We start from the raw sequence: 16,686 nt of genomic DNA on the forward strand, positions 1-16,686 counted from the left end.
GCGGACCGGTGTCAGGGCGTAGCGGGGCGAGCGCCCTGCGGCCAGGGAGCGGCGTTACACGAGTAAGCGGGGTGGTGCGGGAAAGGTCGCTGATGAGGATGGGGGCGCGTGGGCGGGCGGAACGGTGGTCGCTTGCGCGGGCGGAACGGTGACGGCTTCCGCGGCAGGGCGGTGGTCGCTTGCGCGGGTGGGACGGGTGTGGACTTGCGCCGGCGGACGGGGGTTCGCTTGCGCGGGCGGGGCGGGCGGTTCGCTTGCGCGGGTGGAACGGGTTTGCTTGTGCGGGCGGTGCGTCTACGCGGGTGAGAAGAGGTGGTCGCTGATCAGCCGGGCGGCGCCGATGACACCGGCGCTCGGTCCCAACTCCCCGAGGACGATGGGCAGGTTGCCGGTGGCCAGCGGCAGTGACTGGCGGTAGACCTGGGTGCGGATCGCGGCGAGCAGGGTGTGGCCGAGGCCGGTCACCCCGCCGCCGATCACCACCAGGCCCGGGTTGAAGAAGGACACGAGTCCGGCGATGACCTGGCCGACCCGGGTGCCGCCCTCACGGATCAGTTCGAGCGCGGTGGCGTCACCCGCGGCGGCAGCGGCGGCGACGTCCACGGCGGTGAGGGTGCCGTTCGCCTCCAGCCGGGCCGCGAGTTCGGCGGACAGGCCCTGCCCGGCCGCCTGCAGCGCGTCCCGGGCCAGGGCCGCGCCGCTGAAGTGGGCTTCCAGGCAGCCCCGGTTGCCGCAGGCACAGGGCCGGCCGTCGGGCACCGCCTGGATGTGGCCGATGTCGCCGGCGCTCCCGGTGGTGCCCCGGTGCACCCGGCCGCCCGCGACGATGCCGCAGCCGATCCCGGTGCCGATCTTGACGCAGAGGAAGTCGGCCGTGGTACGGGCGACTCCCGCGTGCTGCTCTCCCATCGCCATGAGGTTCACGTCGTTGTCGACCATGACCGGGCAGCCGAGTTCCTGGCTGAGCGCCTCCCGGACGGGGAAGCCGTCCCAGCCGGGCATGATCGGCGGAGCGACCGGTACGCCCTCGGGGAAGCGGACCGGTCCGGGGACGCCGATGCCGGCGCCGTCGAAGCCCTCGGCGAGTCCCGCGGCCTTCAACTTGCCGGCCAGGTCCAGGACTTGCTCGAAGACGGCGACGGGCCCCTCGCGCACGTCCATGGGCTGGTTGAGATGGCCGAGGATCTCCAGTTCCGGGGTGGTGACGGCGACGTCGACCGAGGTCGCGCCGATGTCGACACCGAGGAACCTGAGGTCCGGATTGAGCCGGACGTTGTGGGAGCGCCGGCCGCCGCGCGAGGCGGCGAGTCCGTCGGCCACCACCAGGCCCGTCTCCAGGAGCCGGTCCACCTCCACGGCCAGCTTGGACCGGGACAGGTCGACCTGGTCGCCGAGCTGGGCCCGGGAGTTGGGGCCCCCGTCACGCAGCAGCTTCAGCAGGCGGGCCTGGTGCGCGTTAGCCGGTCGAGCCGTCATGCGTCTCACGTGCCCCTCCCCGCCATTTTCGGCCACCAGTGTCGGGCTTTCGACAGGGAACGTAGCAGTGGCCGCCGGGCCTGGGAAGAAGTTGTGCATGGATTCCTGTGAACTTCTTCCACTGAGAGGACAAAGATCGGGGCCGGTCACCGCTCGCGCGGTGCGTTCAACCGGGGCGGACATCCTCGGCGTTGACATCCTGGAGCCGGATGTCGGGCAAGTGTCCGGCAAGCGCCGGTGTCGCGAGCCGGCGGAGCTCCGGTGGTCACGCCAGGAGGCTCATCAGGCTCCGGGCCTCGTCACGGGCGGCGGTCACCGCCGACTCGTCCAGCCCGCACAACCGTAGGCACGAGGACGCGATGGCCTCCGTGTCGGCCGCCTCCGGCTCACGGGAGCGGCGGATCTGGATGACGACCTCGACCAGCTGGATCAGCAGTTCGCCGAGCTGCTCGGCGGTCATGCCGCGGGCGACGCCCTCGCTCGCGGCCAGCGCGCCGAGGGCGCCGTAACTCGCCTGCAAGCGGCCCCGCTCGGCGCGGAAGGCGTCGAACCGCTCGGCCCGCACCTCCGGCAGCAGATAGAGCGTGCCGATGTTGTACGGGGTGCGGGAGAGGGTGTCCACGTCCATGGCGGCCACCGCGTAGAGCGCGGCGGCCGGACGAGCCCGCTCGGGCACCAGCTCCCGGACGCGGTCCACCATGTGCAGGCTGGGCCGCACCGAGGTGGCCAGCAGCTCGGCGAGGATCTCCTCCTTGGTGGGGAAGTGGTAGTACAGCGAGGCCTGTCTGATGCCCACCCGCTCCGCGATCATCCGGGTGCTGGTGCCGGCGATCCCGCGTTCGACGAAGAGGGCCCCGGCTGCGTCCAGGATCTGGTCCCGGGCGGACGTACCCGGGTCGGACGGCGGTGTGTGCCGGGGCCTGCCTTGGCGGGGACGCGTCATGCTCATGGTCCCATGCTGCCACCTCTCGTCCCTCGCCCGCTCTCACCCGGACGCCAGGTACGCCCGCCAGCCGCCGAAGCGTGTGATGTCGGGCGCGCCCTCGACGGCGTACGGCTCCACCAGGAAACCGCTGACGTGCCGCCCGTCGGCGAGTTCGACGGTGCCGATGGCCATCGGCGCGGGAACGCCCGCGACGAACACCCCGAACCCGGCGGCCGACAGCCGCCAGACCTCACCTTCGATACCGGCTCCGGCAGGGTTGCCGGCTTCGGCGGGGGCGGGGGCTTCGGCGGGGGCGTCGGCTTCGGTTGGGTTGACCGGTTCGGCAGGGACGCCGGCTTCGACAGGAACGCCGGCTTCGGCAGGAACGCCGGCTTCGGCAGGGGCGCCGGCTCCAGTTGGGCTGACCGCTCTGGCAGGGGCGCCGGCCTCGGCAAGGTTGCTCGCTCGCGCGGGGTTGGTTGCCGCCACGGCGTCGCAGCCCCGGGCGGGGTTGCCCGCCTGCGCAGGTCGGCTCGCTCCCGAGTCCCGGCCCACTCCCGCAAGGCCGCCCACTCCCGCAAGGCCGCCCACTCCCGCAAGGCCGCCCGCTCCCGCGGCACCGCCCACTCCCGCGCCCCGGTCCGTCCCCGCGTCAGCGCCCGGTCCGCCCCCGGTGGCCCGCCGTAGGCCCGGTCCGCCTCCGGTGGTTCGCAGCAGGCCCGGTTTGGGTGGGGTGGTGTCCAGGGCGTACAGGCGGTAGTCGGGGGTGGTGTGTGCCGGGCCCAGCAGGGTGCCGCCCGCCTGTACGAGCTGGGCGTTGAGCGGTTGCCCGGTGAGGTGGGCGCCGACCACGAACAGGTCGAGGGGCGGGGCGGCCAGCCGTTCGGCCAGGGCGGCCAGGGCGCGGTCGGAGAAGGCCGGGCCGGTGAGCATCACACCGAAGGGCAGGCCGTCCACGAACCCGGCCGGGACGGCGAGCGAAGCGCAGTCCAGCAGGTTGGCGAAGTTGGTGAAGCGGCCCATCCGGGCGTTGGCACCGACGGGGTCGGCCGCCACTTCCGCGAGGGTGGGGTGCCAGGTGGTGGTCGGGGTCAGGAGCGCCGCGCAGCCGTCGAGCGCGGCGCGTCCGGCGGCGCCCAGCGCGGCGAGCCGGGCGGTGTCGGCGGCCCAGTCGGCGGCGGTCTTCTCCCGGCCGGCCAGCACGATGGAGGCCACGGTGGCGTCGAGTCCCGTACCGATCAGGTCGCGGTGTTCTTCCACGTGGCGGCCCACGGCGGCGTACCGCTCGGCGACGAAGGCCCCGCCGTACAGCAGGTCCGCGGCCTCCAGCAGCGGGGTGACGTCGACCCGGACGATCTCCGCGCCGGTGCCGGCCAGGCGGGCGACCACGGCGTCGAAGGCCGCGCGCCAGCCGTCGGCCATGCCGTCCAGGTGCTCCGGGGCCGGTACGGCGATCCGGGGGCGCGCGGGCGGCGGCGGGAGCTGGGTGCCGGTGCGGGAGAGCGGGTCGGCCGGGTCGGGGCCCTCGACGATCTCCGCCGCGGTACGGGCGAGCCACAGGTCGCGGGCGAAGACGGTGACGCAGTCGAGGGTGTAGCAGGCGGGGACCACCCCGGTCACGGGCACCAGGCCCTTGGTGGGCTTGACCCCGACGATGCCGTTGAGGGCGGCGGGCACCCGCCCGGAGCCGGCCGTGTCGGTGCCGAGCGCGATGTCGGCGATGCCGAGGGCGACCGCGACGGCCGAACCGGAGGACGACCCACCCGAGACGCGGGCCGGGTCCCAGGCGTTGCGCACCGCGCCGTAGGGACTGCGGGTGCCGACCAGGCCGGTGGCGAACTGGTCCAGGTTCGTCTTCCCGAGCACCACCGCGCCGGCCGCGCGCAGCCGCGCCACCGCGGGCGCGTCGGCGCGCGGCCGGTAGGCGTACGACGGGGCGCCCGCGGTCGTGGGCAGGCCGGCCACGTCGATGTTGTCCTTGACGGCCAGGACCAGACCGGCCAGGGGCAGCGCCGGGTCGATGCCGGCGGCCTCGGTGAGCACCTCCTCACGGGGGCGGAGGTGGATCCAGATCTCGGGCCGGCCGGCGCTGCGGAGACGGTCGTAGGCGGCCTCGACGCGGGCGACCGGCGTGCCGGCGTTCATGCCCGTACCGCCGCGAGGACCTGGCCGGGGGCGACCTGTTCGCCGGGCCTGACGTAGATCTCCAGCAGTGTCCCGGCGGCGGGGGCGCTCACCCTGGACTCCATCTTCATCGCCTCCAGGGAGAGGATCGGGTCGCCCTCGGCGACGGCGGTGCCGGGCTCGGCGACGGTCTGCCAGACGGTCGCGGTGAACGGCGCGGTGACCGGCACCGCTCCGTCCGGGACGGTGACGCCACCCGGACCGGCGCCGGTGACCGCCGGCTGGTGAGCGTCGTCCCGGTCGAACTCGCCCGCCGCCCGCCAGCGTTCCTTCTCCGCCTCGAACGCGGCGTTCTGCCGATCGCGGAAGGCGGCGATCGAGTCGGCTTCGGCGGCCAGGAAGGCCTGGTGCTCGGCGATCGAGAAGGTGCCCTCCTCGGTCGCGAAGTCACCACGGCCGGCGTCCGTCTCGGCGCGCAGTTCCAGCAGTTCCTCCGCCGTGACGGGGTACCACTCGATGCGGTCGAAGAAGCGCAGCGCCCAGGGCGAGTCCCGGAACAGACCGCCGGTGCGGAAGCGGTTCCAGATCTGCACGGTGCGGCCGACGAACTGGTAACCGCCGGGGCCCTCCATGCCGTAGACGCACAGGTAGGCGCCGCCGATGCCGACGGAGTTCTCCGCGGTCCAGGTGCGGGCCGGGTTGTACTTGGTGGTCACCAGGCGGTGGCGTGGGTCGAGGGGGGTGGCGACGGGCGCGCCGAGGTAGACGTCGCCGAGGCCGAGCACCAGGTAGGAGGCGTCGAAGACGGTGCGGTAGACGTCGTCGGCGGTCTCCAGGCCGTTGACCCGGCGGATGAACTCGATGTTCGAGGGGCACCACGGGGCGTCGTCGCGCACCCCGGCCATGTACCGCTCGATCGCCAGACGGGTCGCCGGATCGTCCCAGCTGAGCGGCAGGCGCACGGTGCGGGAGGGGACCACCAGCTCGTCGGTGGGCGGCACCTCGTCCTCCAGCTCGCGCAGCAGGACGGCGAGGTCACGGGGTTTCAGCCGGCGGGCGTCGGTGTGGATCTGCAGGGAGCGGATGCCCGGGGTGACGTCGAGGATGCCGGCGGGTGCGTGCGCGGCGAGGGTCTCCTGGAGCGCGTGCACCCGCATCCGCAGGCCGAGGTCGAGCGTCATGGGGCCGTACTCGACCAGGAGATTGGCGTCGCCGTCGCGGCGGTAGGTGACGCCGGGGCGGGTGTCGGTGGCGGCCAGGCGGCCGAGCACGCCGTCGTCACCGTCGCCGCCGCCGCTGATCAGCGTGGGGGAGGCGCGGCGGGCTTCGAGGCCGGCCGTCTCGGCCTCCCGGACCGGTACAAAGCGGACGGTGTCGCCGGGGCGGAGCTGGCCCAGCTTCCACAGCTCGCCGCCCGCGACCACGGCGGGGCAGACGAACCCGCCCAGCGACGGCCCGTCCGGGCCCAGGATGATCGGGGTGTCACCGGTGAAGTCCAGGGCGCCCACCGCGTACGGCGTGTCGTGGATGTTGGACGGGTGCAGCCCGGCCTCGCCGCCGTCCTGACGGGCCCACCGGGGCCGGGGTCCGAGCAGGCGGATGCCGGTGCGGGCCGAGTTGTGGTGGACCGTGTAGTCGGTGGCGTAGAGGGTGTCGATGTCCTCGCGGGTGAAGAACTCGGGTGCGGCGTGGGGGCCTTCGGTGACGGCGATCCGCCAGTGCGAGGTGAGGGCGGGGCGGCGCTCGGGCGGGGTGGGGCCGCCGCCGGTGAGGGTCGTGCCGGTGCCGGTGCCGGTGCCGGTGCCGGTGCCGGCGTCGGCGGCCGGGGTGTCGGCCTTGGGCCGCAGGACGTCTCCGGCGACGAGGGCCCGGCCGCCGTGGCCGCCGAAGCCGCCGAGGGTGAAGGTGGAGGCGCTGCCCAGGTACGCGGGTACGTCGATGCCGCCCCGGACGGCCAGGTAACTGCGCAGGCCGGGCCCCTGGCAGGCGCCGAGGACCAGGGTGGCGCCGGCCGGGACCGGCACCGGCTCCCACAGGGCCGCCGTGGTGCCGTCCACCGTGACCGGGACGGGGGCGCCGGTGACGGCGATCACGGTGGCGTCGGAGAAGCGCAGGGTCAGCCCGCCCGCGGTGACCTCCAGCGCGGGCGCCCCGGCCGCGTTGCCGACGGCCAGGTTGGCCTCGGCGAAGGAGACGGCGTCGAAGGGGCCGCTCGGTGGAACGCCCACGTGCCAGTGGCCGAGCCGGCCGGGCAGGTCCTGGACGGTCGTCATCGCGCCCGGCACCAGCACGTCGATGCGCGGCTCGGGATCGGTGGCGGTGTCGAGAGTGCCGGTGCTGTGCACGGCCGCGCGCACCTCCTCCCGCACGGTCAGCGACCGCAGCAGGCCCAGGTTGGTGACGACACCGTCGACCTTGCAGGCGGCCAGGGCCCGGCCCAGCACGTCGAAGGCGGCGTCCCGGCCGGGGCCGTGGGCGATCACCTTGGCCAGCATGGGGTCGTAGTGGGGGGAGACCTCCAGGCCGGTCTCGGCGAAGCCGTCGACGCGGACGCCGGGCATCTCCTCGGCGCCCTGGCCGGGGAACACCGCCCGGGTGATCAGGCCCGGGGACGGCTGTGAGTCCCGGCCGGGGTCCTCGGCGTAGACGCGTGCCTCCACGGCGTGCCCGGTGGGCGTCCACTCCCGCTCGAACACCGCGTCGTCGACCGCGCCGTCCCGGGCCAGGGTGAGCATGAGGGCGACGAGGTCGACCCCGTACGCCTCCTCCGTCACCGGGTGTTCGACCTGGAGCCGGGTGTTGACCTCCAGGAAGGCGGCCTCCTCGCGCACCGGGTCGTAGACGAACTCCACCGTTCCCGCGCCCCGGTATCCGACCGACGCCAGCAGCCGCCGCGACGAGTCGTGCAGCAGCGCGCGGACGGCGGCGGGCAGGGCCGGGGCCGGGGCCTCCTCGATCACCTTCTGGTTGCGGCGCTGCAGCGAGCAGTCCCGGTCGCCGATGACGGCGATCCGGCCGGTGCCGTCGCCGAAGACCTGCACCTCGACATGGCGGGCGGGGCGCACCAGGCGTTCCAGGAAGACGCCGGCCGACCCGAAGTGGGACTCGGCGAGGGCCGCGACGCCGGCGAAGGCCTCGCGCACCTCTCCCGCGGTGGCGCAGGCCCGCATGCCGATGCCGCCGCCACCGCCGGTGGCCTTGACCATCACGGGCAGCCCGATCGACTCGGCGGCGGTGACGGCCTCCCCGGCGCTCGCGAGCAGTTCCGTCCCGGCCAGCAGGGGAACCCCGGCCGCCTTGGCCAGGGCGCGGGCGGTGTGCTTCTCGCCGAAGGCGGTGATCTGGTCGGCGGTCGGTCCGGCGAACCGCAGACCGGCCTCCTCCACGGCACGCGCGAAGGCGGTGTTCTCGGAGAGGAAGCCGTAGCCCGGGTGGACGATTCCGGCGCCGTGCGCGAGCGCGGCCTCGATGATCGCGTCGCCGCGCAGGTACGAGTCCCGGGCGGGCGCCGGGCCCAGGCGGACCGCGTGATCGGCCTCGCGGACGTGCGGGGCGGCCCGGTCGGCGTCGGAGAAGACGGCGACGGTGCCCAGGCCCAGCTTCCTGGCGGTACGGATGACGCGGCGGGCTATCTCACCGCGGTTGGCGACGAGTACGGCGGTGGGGCGGGTCACGCGGCATCCTCCGGGGTACGGGCGGGCTGCGCGGACCTTGCGGCGTCCGCGCCGGGGCTGTGCGTGTCGCGGACGTCCGGGCCTGTGGCGGCCCGGCCCCGCCCCGGGTCCACGACGATCATGCGCAGGGGCGTCGGGTTGAAGTCGTTGCACGGGTTGTTCATCTGCGGGCAGTTGGACACCACGACCAGGACGTCCATCTCGGCGCGCACCGCGACCCGGCGGCCGGGCGCCGACATGCCGTCCACGATCCCCAGCGCGCCGTCCGCCTCGACGGGCACGTTCATGAACCAGTTGAGGTTGGAGACGATGTCCCGCACGCCGAGGCCGTGCCGGCCGGCCTCGGCGAGGAAGTTCTCGCGGCAGCCGTGCTGGAACATCACATGGTGGCCGTAGCGCAGCGTGTTGGACTCCTTGCCGCAGGCGCCGCCGATGGTGTCCTGCCGGCCGAGTTCGTCGGCGACGACGGTCATCAGCGGGCGGCCCTCCCCGCTGCGCAGCACGGTGCCGGTGCGCACATAGGCGTTGCCCTGCCAGGCCAGGGTGTCGGGGACGCTGTAACGCTCCTCGGGATCGCGGGCGTTGTAGAGCAGGCAGTCGGCCGACTGGTTGCCGCCGACGTCGACGATCGTCAGGACGTGCCCCTTCGCCACCACCGCCGACCACGGCGCGTTAGGGGCCACCACCTCGTCCAGGACGACGGCGCCCTCGACCAGGCTCGTTCCCCAGTCCAGGGCGGAACCCTCCGCGTACACGGCGCCGACGGGGACGGTGGAGGCGACGGTGCCGCCCGCGACGGTCGGCCACATGGTCGGTGTGCTCTCGGTCACCGGGTTCTCGGTCACCGTCTGCTCGGTCCGCGTGGTCGCCATGTCACAGCCCCCTGGCTTCGCAGTAGTCGGCGGTGTTCAGGTACGCCCGGTGCAGTTCCGGCGTGGCGGTGAAGCGCGGCTCGTCCGGGCCGGTCGGCAGCCCTCGCCAGGCGTGCACCCGCAGCGGTCCGACGACGTAACCGGGGCGCGGGTCCAGCGGATGGGCGACGTTCGCGACCAGCACCAGCAGCGGCATCTCCGCGACGAGTTCGACGTGCGTGCCGGGACCGGCGCCGCCCCGCCAGACGAGCGCGCCGTCCGCCTCGACGCGTACGCCCTGGAAGAAGGACACGCCGGGCGGCAGATCGCGGCGGCCCAGGCCGTGCTTGGCGGCCGCCTTCAGGAAGAGCCCGCGCCCGGACGGGGACGGTCCCTCGGGGCGGGCGTCACCGTACTTGCGCTCGTTCCAGGCGTCGGTGGTGGTACCGCAGAAGGCGTCGTGCCGGCCGGAGGAGTCAGCGCTGATGACGGCCAGGACCCGGCCGTCACCGGACAGCAACGGATGGTTCTCGCCCAGGTAGGCCTGCCACGGGACCTTCTGGGTGTCGGCGACGTTGAGCCGCTCGACCGGCTCCAGCGCGTTGAAGAGCAACAGGTGGGCGCAGGCGTCACCGGTCGGGTCGTCGAAGCGCAGCCGGGTGCCGCGGGCGAGGACCTTGTGGGTGTAGCCGCCGGGGGCCACCGTCTCCGCCCACACCAGGGCGGCCGGGTCCACCCCCGGCGGGCGGTACGGGCTGCCGGACGCCGGGAGGTACGGCATCCACGCCCCGGCCCGCCCGGCCTGGGCGCGGGCGTCGTCCCGGGCACTGCGGACACTGTCGGTCAGGTGCTGGTCCCGCACCCGGGCACCGGCCTGTTCGCCGGAGTGCCGGTCGTACGGCGCGCGGGCCGTCGATCCTTCGGTCCTGGTCATGATGTCCCGCCGTCCTCTCGTCGCTACGTCGGTACGTGGTGGGTGCGCGGTCCGGCGCCGGGGGAGGGCGCCGCGGGAACCGCCGGACCCGTCAGGCGGGTTCGCCGACCGTCCGGGCCGGGGCGGCCGGCTCGACGTGGGTGTGGGGCACGGGCCGCAGCGCGATACGGCGGTGCAGCCGGCGCGCCGCGAAGTAGCCGGCGCCGGCCGCCAGGCTCAGCCCGATGAAGAGCAGCGCGCTCCACCGCAGCCACCACGTGCCGCCGGTGAGGTCGTAGATCTCCGCGCGAGGCCAGACCAGGTTGACCGTCATGCCGGTCTGGAAGAGCACGGCGAGCGCGTTGACCGCCACCCCCCACCGGCCCAGCGAGAACAACGGCCGGCCCGTCTCGTCGACGCCGCCGGGGAGTCCGCCGGTGTCCCGGTGCCGGATCCGGACGGCCAGCAGTGGCACCGTCACGCCCAGATAGGCCAGGTACAGCAGCGCGATGCAGAGGCTGGACAGGGCGGTGAAGACCGCCGACTGGCCGACGTTCAGCAGCAGCGCGACCGCGGCGCCCACGCCCACCACGACCGACGTGACGACCGGGGTGCCGGTGCGGGGCGAGACCCTGCGCAGGTGCCGGTGGAACGGCAGGGCACCCTCGCGCGCCATCGAGTACATCATCCGGGCGCCGGAGGTCTGGACGGCCAGGGTGCAGGCGAACACCGCCACCGCGACGCAGCACAGCAGCAGGCGTCCCAGGACCCCTCCGAGCCGGTCGGTGAGCACCCAGGACAGACCGCCGGCGGCCAGCTCGCCGTCCGTCAGGCTGCTCGCGGCCGTCAGCCCCGCGAGGATCAGCAGCGCGCCGCCGAGCCCGGAGGTGATCAGCGCCCGCAGGATCGTACGGGGCGTGGTCCGGCGCGGGCTGTGGGTCTCCTCCGCCAGTTCACCCGCGGAGTCGAAGCCGACCATGACGTACGCCGCCATCAGCGAGGACGCGAGGAAGGCACCGGCGTAGCCGCCGTGGCCCGCCCAGCCGGTGTGCTGGGCCACCACCTGCGGGCCGCGCTCGGGCAGGAAGAAGAGCACCAGCACCAGCGCGATCACGCCGATGATCTCGACCGCGACGCCGACGCTGGTGGCGGCGGCCATCTGGCGGACGCCCAGGACGTTGACCACCGTGGTGACGACCAGCAGCAGGCAGCCCAGCAGAACCGCGTTCCGCGCACCGGTCGGCGAACCCACCGACGGATCGGCGCCCGGACCGCCGACGATCTGGAAGCCGGACCAGATGCCCGGCAGCACGGCCTGCGCCGCGATGGCCGCCGCCGCCACGGTGAGGATCTGCCCGAGGATCATGATCCAGCCGGCGAACCAGCCCGTCGTGGTGCCGGCCAGCCGGCTCGACCACTGGTAGATCGCCCCCGAGATCGGCCAGCGGGCCGCCAGTTCGGCGAAGCAGAGGGCGACCAGCAACTGGCCCGCGAAGACCAGGGGCCAGGTCCAGAAGAACGACGCCCCGCCGAGGCCGAAGCCGAGGCCGAAGAGCTGGAAGACGGTGGTGAGGACGGACACGAAGGAGAATCCGGCGGCGAACGACGCGAAGCCGCCCACCCCGCGGCGGAGCTCCTGCTGGTAGCCGGCGCCGGGGGGACTGGTCGTGACACCACCGTCAGGGCTCTGCCCGAAGACGGGTTCGGGTCGGCTCATCACCGCACCTCCGATCGGTCGCGAATACCTGTCACTTGACAGGTATGGCGATCGTCGGCCGCACCGGTCTCACCCCCGAGTCGGGGGAGTTAACTTCGTGTGTCCCACGCCCGGGGCGCTGCTAAGGGACGACTCCCAGTTCCGGCTGGGGTTCCGGTTGCGGTACCGGCGGGGCCTTCGGTTCCCACAGCGCGGTGGTCCGTACGAAGCCGTGGACCACGGAGAGCATCGCCAGGAGGAGAAGGGGGCCGAACAGCCACGGATGCGCGGCCATCTGCACCGGCAGAAAACGGTAGGACAGCAGGAGCGCCGTGAATACGGCCGCGCCATGGGCGACCAATTGGATTCCGGACCGCTCCCAGCCCCGGTCGAACGCGCGGAGCGCTGCCTCGATCGTGAGCGTGAACACCACACCGGCGACGAGATCGGCGCCGTAGTGGTAGCCGAATCCGAGTGTGGCGGTGAGCGTGGCGATCAGCCAGAACGTGCCCGCGTGGCGCAGGAACCGCGGTCCCTTGCGGGAGTGGACGAAAATCGCGGTGGCCCACGCCGTGTGCAGGCTGGGCATGCAGTTGCGCGGGGTGATCTCGTCGAACGGTATGTGCTGCGGGCCGACGATCGGCGTGGGCGTGTCCGGCCACAGGTCGGCGACCGCCCAGTGCCCGCCGTCGGCGCCGTAGGCGAAGACCGGCCCGACCACCGGGAAGATCATGTAGATGGCCGGCCCGAGGAGGCCGATGACCAGGAACGTGCGCACCAGATGATGGCGCGGGAAACGGCGCTCGGTCGCCACGTGGCGCAGCTGGTACATCGCGACGACGACCGCGGCCACCGCGAGCTGGGCGTAGACGTAGTCGAGAGCGTGGGCGCCGATCGTACCGGTGGCCCGGACGATCCGGCCCACCACCCACGACGGGTTGCCCAGCGCGTGATCGGCGGTCGCCACGTACGGGTCGAGCACCGTCGGGCGGGTCTTCGACGTGATGAGGAGCCAGGTGTCGCCCGTCTTGCGGCCGGCCACCAACAGCAGGCCCAGTCCGACGCCTTTGAGCAGCAGGAGGCGTTCCCGGCCGGTGCGGCGCGTGACCGCGATGACCGCACAGCCCACGATGACCCACAACGCGCCGTTGCCGAAGGGATGGCCGTCGGTCAGGTCGGCGCCGGCCGCCCACCGCGCCAGCAGGAAGACGATGTCGATGCCGATCGCGACGCCGATCGCGATGAACCGTTCCCGCCAGGTGAGGACCACCATCGTCAACGCCATGCTGGCGTACAGCAGAAACCCTGATTTAGGCGGAAATACCAGCTCTCGTACCTGATAGGTGACCGGCCCCGGCAGACCGTAATGACGCGCGGTGATCTCCAGCGCGACGAGGAATGCGAGGGTCACCACACCGGCCGCGGCCCACAGCACCGTCCGGGGCCGGCGCCATGCGGCGAACGAATTTCTGCTCTTTGACGGCGGAATGACCCGCGTTGCTCTAGGTATCAATTGTTTGGCCGATGTGTTGGGTGTTGTTTGGTTTTCCGACGAGGTCGGGCAATGAGGGCGTGCTTGTCGTGAGTTCGATCATGTTATCGGAGCGTCGGCACATTGTGGATGGGGAAGTGCCCGCGCACGGTCAGCACTCGATGCCCGTTCCGTCCCACGGACTCGGCCCCGTACCGTGGCACCAGGCGTCCAGGGCGCGGCCGTCCACGCACACGATGCCGCACTGGCGCGCGTACTCAAGGGCGGGCGCGGTGAAGTCGCTCGTCGTCACGACCGCCGCGACATCGGCCTCGTGAATGGTGAAGCAGGTTCCCCCGAACCGCTGGAGGTCCTGCGAGCCGACCTTGTTGGCCGCACCGTACTGCTTGCACTGGATCACCACGCGCCGTCCGTCCGGGGTGACCGCGGTGACATCCGCCCCCAAGTCGCCGGCGCCTCCCACCACCTCCACCTCCTGACAGCCGTCACGGGCGCACAGGTCGGCTATGGCCTCCTCGAAACCATCGGGCTCAAGCTCGGCGCAGTCCACCACACCGCCGGGGAACGCGGTCGTCTCCTCGTCGGCCGGCCGCGACGGAACGGACGCCTCCGCGGTCGGCCGCGGAGCAACGGCGGCCTCCTCGGCCGGATGCAGCGGAACGGCTGCCTCCGCGGCCGCTTCCTCCAGTGCCCGGGCGGCCCGGCGCGCGTACGTCGCGGCGGAGAAGCGGCGCCACCTGGACCGGCACAGCACAGCGGCCGCGATGCCGAGCACCGCCAGGACCCCGGCCCACAGCGGGCGCCGCTCGACCATGCCCGCGGCCGTCCGCACCACCAGTGCGAGGAGGCACAGGAGCACCGCGAGCAGCAGGAAGAACAGGGCGGTCGTGCGCAGATCGAAACGTCGGTCGTTCCGCACACGTCGAACGGGGCGCAGAGGTACGGACACGCGGGTTCCCTCCCGGACGGCGACGACAAGGGCCGGTCCTCTCCGGATGCCCGAGATCACCGAAAGATCGCACACCGCTCATGGCTCAGCCCTGGCCGGCGACCTCGCCGACCAGGGCTGTCCTCGGTACCGGGAGCCGGGGAGCCCCTCCGCGCGGTGTCTATCCGCGCCGGAGCAGGTACTTGTGCTGTCCGGACAGCACCAGCTCGCCGCGCTGGTTGTGGATGGTGGCCTCCGTCACCACGACACCCTCCTCGCCGCGCGGTTCCAGACCGGTGATGGTGAGCGCCGGGTACAGGGTGTCCCCGGAGTGCACCTCGGCCAGGAACGTGCAGGACAGCTCCAGGAAGCTGATGAACACCTCGCCGATGAAGTGGGGGAACAGCGTGGCGCCCGGCGCGGTGAACGCCAGTACCTGCAGACCGTGCACCACCGGCGCGGAGTGCCCGTGCCGGCGCGCCCACTCGGCGTCGTAGTGCACCGGGTGGTTGTCCGCGGAGACCGTCTGGAAGGCCGCCGCGTGGGCGTCGGTCAGGGTGCGGCTGGGGGCCCGGAACACCTCGCCGACGCGCAGGTCCTCGAAGGTCCTGGGCGGGACGACGAGGAACGCGTCCGGGTCGAACCCGGTCGCCGGCGCCGGCGTGTCCCGTGTGTCCATCGTGCTGTCCTCTCGCTCGTCTCTCGTCGTGCGCGTCACGTCCGTGCCTACTTGCCGGGGGCGGGGGCGGGGGCGATCCGGGCGGTCAGGAGGTTGGGGTCCTCGTCGGTGAAGTAGGCGGCGCTGGCGACGTACGCCGTGCGGCCGCGTACGGCGAGGGAGGTCGGACCCTCAAGTCCGTCGGCGGCGGTGAGCACGACGGTGTGTCGGCCGCCGGGTTCGACCCGGGCCACCTCGTTGTCCTTGTTGATCGCGGCCAGCAGGGTGTCTCCGCGGCCGGTGAACGCGAAGTCGTCGATGTCCACCAGGCCGGTGGCCCGGGTCGAGACGGGGCCGGCCGCGCCGTGGCGGGTGACCGGTATGCGCAGCACGGTGCCCCGGTCCAGGTTCGACACCCAGACCGCGCCGTGGTGCACCTTGATGCCGTTGGCGCCCAGGAACCCGTCGGCGGCCAGCTCGGGTGCCGTGGACCACGCGGTGGCGGTCCCGCCGGTCAGCGGCACGCGCCAGACCGTGCCCAGGACCGAGTCCGCCGCGTACAGCAGACCGGCCTGCTCGTCCAGCGCCAGGCCGTTGGGCAGACCGTCGGCCGGGAGGGCGGCGATGCGGTGCGGTGTCCCGCCCGGCCGCAGGCGCCACAGGCCGGTCAGGTCCTTGCTGCCGGTGGCGTACAGGAAGTACAGCGTCCCGTCGTGCGTGCGGACGATCCCGCCGAGGAACGGCGAGGTGAGGGCCGGGGTGACGGAGCCGGCGGGCGGCTCGGGCAGCCTCGCCAGGACGTGCACCCGGCCGTCGGGGGTGACACGGGCGACCTGGCGGCTGTAGGCGAAGGTGACGACCGCGCTGCCGCCGGGCTCCAGGGTGATGTTCTCCGGTCGCTGGCCTTCGCTGACGTCAAGGTGCGCGAGGAAGCGCGTGGGGGAGGCCGGGCCGACCGAGCTGGTGGATGCCGGGGCGGCCGTGGCCGGACCGGTCGCCGTGACAGCGAGGGCCGCGACCACCGCCGTGGCCAGGAGACCGGTGCGCGTCCGCGTCGTCATAGGGCTGGTCATGTCGTTCCTACTCTGTGAGGTGGACAAGCGGTACTTGAGGGTGCGGTGGGGTGAAGAAGGGCGCGCTCGGAAGGGTGCCGGCCGACGGTGAGCCCCGTCACATGACTCCGGTCGTCGGCCTCGGGCACCTGGCAGGCGGGCCGGTGCGGGGCGTGCTGCCGGACCTGGTCACCGGCCCCTCGTGGTCGGAGCTGCGGGCGCGGGCGGGCGGAACTCGAAGGCCGGCTGGGCGGGTCGGGCGATGACGGGCGGTCCGGTCATCAGCGCGACGAGTTCTCCCGCGGCCCGGTCGGTCCGTTCGGCGAGTCCTTCGGCGCCCCAGTCCTCGGAGGCGGCGTAGACCCCGGTGGGGACGACGACGGCCCGCAGGTAGGCGAACAGCGGCCGCAGCGCGTGTTCCAGCACCAGCGAGTGCCGCCCGGTCCCGCCGGTGGCACCGATCAGCACCGGCTTGCCCGCCAGCGCGTCCTTGTCCAGCACGTCGAAGAAGGACTTGAACAGCCCGCTGTAGGAGGCGCTGAACACCGGGGTGACCACGATCAGCCCGTCCGCCCGCGTCACCGCGTCCTGCGCGGCGGCCAGCGCCTTCCCGGCGAACCCGTTGGTGAAGTTGTGCGCGATCTCCACGGCGAGGTCACGCAGCTCGACCACCTCGACGTCCACCGGCGTCGTACGGTTCACCGCGGCGGCGAGCCGGTCGGCGAGCAGCCGGGTGGAGGAGGGAACGCTCAGCCCCGCCGACACCACGACCACCTTCATACGCTCGGTCATACGCTGCTCTCCTCCTTCTTCTCCTGCGTGTTCTGTCCGTTCTTCTGCTGGGTGTTCTTCGCGGCGAGCAGTGACTGGTGCGTCGGTGCCTCGGGCACGTCGGCT

At 73.2% G+C, this 16,686-nt stretch carries 12 protein-coding genes; all 12 read right to left on the bottom strand.

The features are described from left to right. Window positions 1–294: 294 nt before the first annotated feature. Complete coding sequence (locus C3492_RS06160; RefSeq protein ID WP_103810708.1) at window positions 295–1,476, bottom strand: ROK family transcriptional regulator; 1,182 nt, start codon at window positions 1,474–1,476, stop codon at window positions 295–297. 265 nt (window positions 1,477–1,741) lie between these two features. Next, a complete protein-coding gene (locus C3492_RS06165; protein WP_103810709.1) occupies window positions 1,742–2,425 on the bottom strand; it encodes a TetR/AcrR family transcriptional regulator in 684 nt (227 codons plus the stop codon). Between the two features lie 36 nt (window positions 2,426–2,461). Beyond that, window positions 2,462–4,546 (bottom strand): allophanate hydrolase, encoded by a 2,085-nt coding sequence (locus C3492_RS06175; protein ID WP_258055521.1) that lies wholly within the window; start codon window positions 4,544–4,546, stop codon window positions 2,462–2,464. Then, the gene (uca, locus tag C3492_RS06180) at window positions 4,543–8,199 is read right to left on the bottom strand and encodes an urea carboxylase (protein ID WP_103810710.1); all 3,657 of its coding nucleotides are present in this window, start codon (window positions 8,197–8,199) and stop codon (window positions 4,543–4,545) included. The genes C3492_RS06175 and uca overlap by 4 nt, the downstream gene beginning before the upstream one ends. Continuing rightward, window positions 8,196–9,071 carry an urea amidolyase associated protein UAAP2 gene (locus C3492_RS06185; RefSeq protein ID WP_308461125.1) on the bottom strand — a complete coding sequence of 292 codons (876 nt, stop codon included), beginning with the start codon at window positions 9,069–9,071 and terminating at the stop codon, window positions 8,196–8,198. The genes uca and C3492_RS06185 overlap by 4 nt, the downstream gene beginning before the upstream one ends. A 1-nt stretch (window position 9,072) precedes the next feature. After that, window positions 9,073–9,984 (bottom strand): urea amidolyase associated protein UAAP1, encoded by a 912-nt coding sequence (locus tag C3492_RS06190; RefSeq protein ID WP_103810711.1) that lies wholly within the window; start codon window positions 9,982–9,984, stop codon window positions 9,073–9,075. A gap of 91 nt (window positions 9,985–10,075) precedes the next feature. Then, a complete protein-coding gene (locus tag C3492_RS06195; RefSeq protein WP_103810712.1) occupies window positions 10,076–11,680 on the bottom strand; it encodes an amino acid permease in 1,605 nt (534 codons plus the stop codon). Between the two features lie 121 nt (window positions 11,681–11,801). Beyond that, complete coding sequence (locus C3492_RS06200; RefSeq protein ID WP_103810713.1) at window positions 11,802–13,094, bottom strand: phosphatase PAP2 family protein; 1,293 nt, start codon at window positions 13,092–13,094, stop codon at window positions 11,802–11,804. Between the two features lie 208 nt (window positions 13,095–13,302). Further along, on the bottom strand, window positions 13,303–14,070 hold the full coding sequence (locus C3492_RS06205; protein WP_103810714.1) for a restriction endonuclease: 768 nt from the start codon (window positions 14,068–14,070) through the stop codon (window positions 13,303–13,305). A gap of 190 nt (window positions 14,071–14,260) precedes the next feature. Further along, window positions 14,261–14,758: a MaoC family dehydratase gene (locus tag C3492_RS06210; protein WP_103810715.1), complete on the bottom strand. Its 498-nt coding sequence runs from the start codon at window positions 14,756–14,758 to the stop codon at window positions 14,261–14,263. Window positions 14,759–14,805: 47 nt separating this feature from the next. Then, window positions 14,806–15,810, bottom strand: a complete 1,005-nt coding sequence (locus C3492_RS06215) for a hypothetical protein (protein ID WP_103810716.1) — start codon at window positions 15,808–15,810, stop codon at window positions 14,806–14,808. A 168-nt stretch (window positions 15,811–15,978) separates the two neighbouring features. Beyond that, window positions 15,979–16,569, bottom strand: coding sequence for an FMN reductase (locus C3492_RS06220; protein WP_181140223.1), 591 nt, complete (start codon window positions 16,567–16,569; stop codon window positions 15,979–15,981). Window positions 16,570–16,686: the final 117 nt, after the last annotated feature.

Source organism: Streptomyces sp. Ru62, from assembly GCF_002920615.1.
GTDB lineage: Bacteria > Actinomycetota > Actinomycetes > Streptomycetales > Streptomycetaceae > Streptomyces.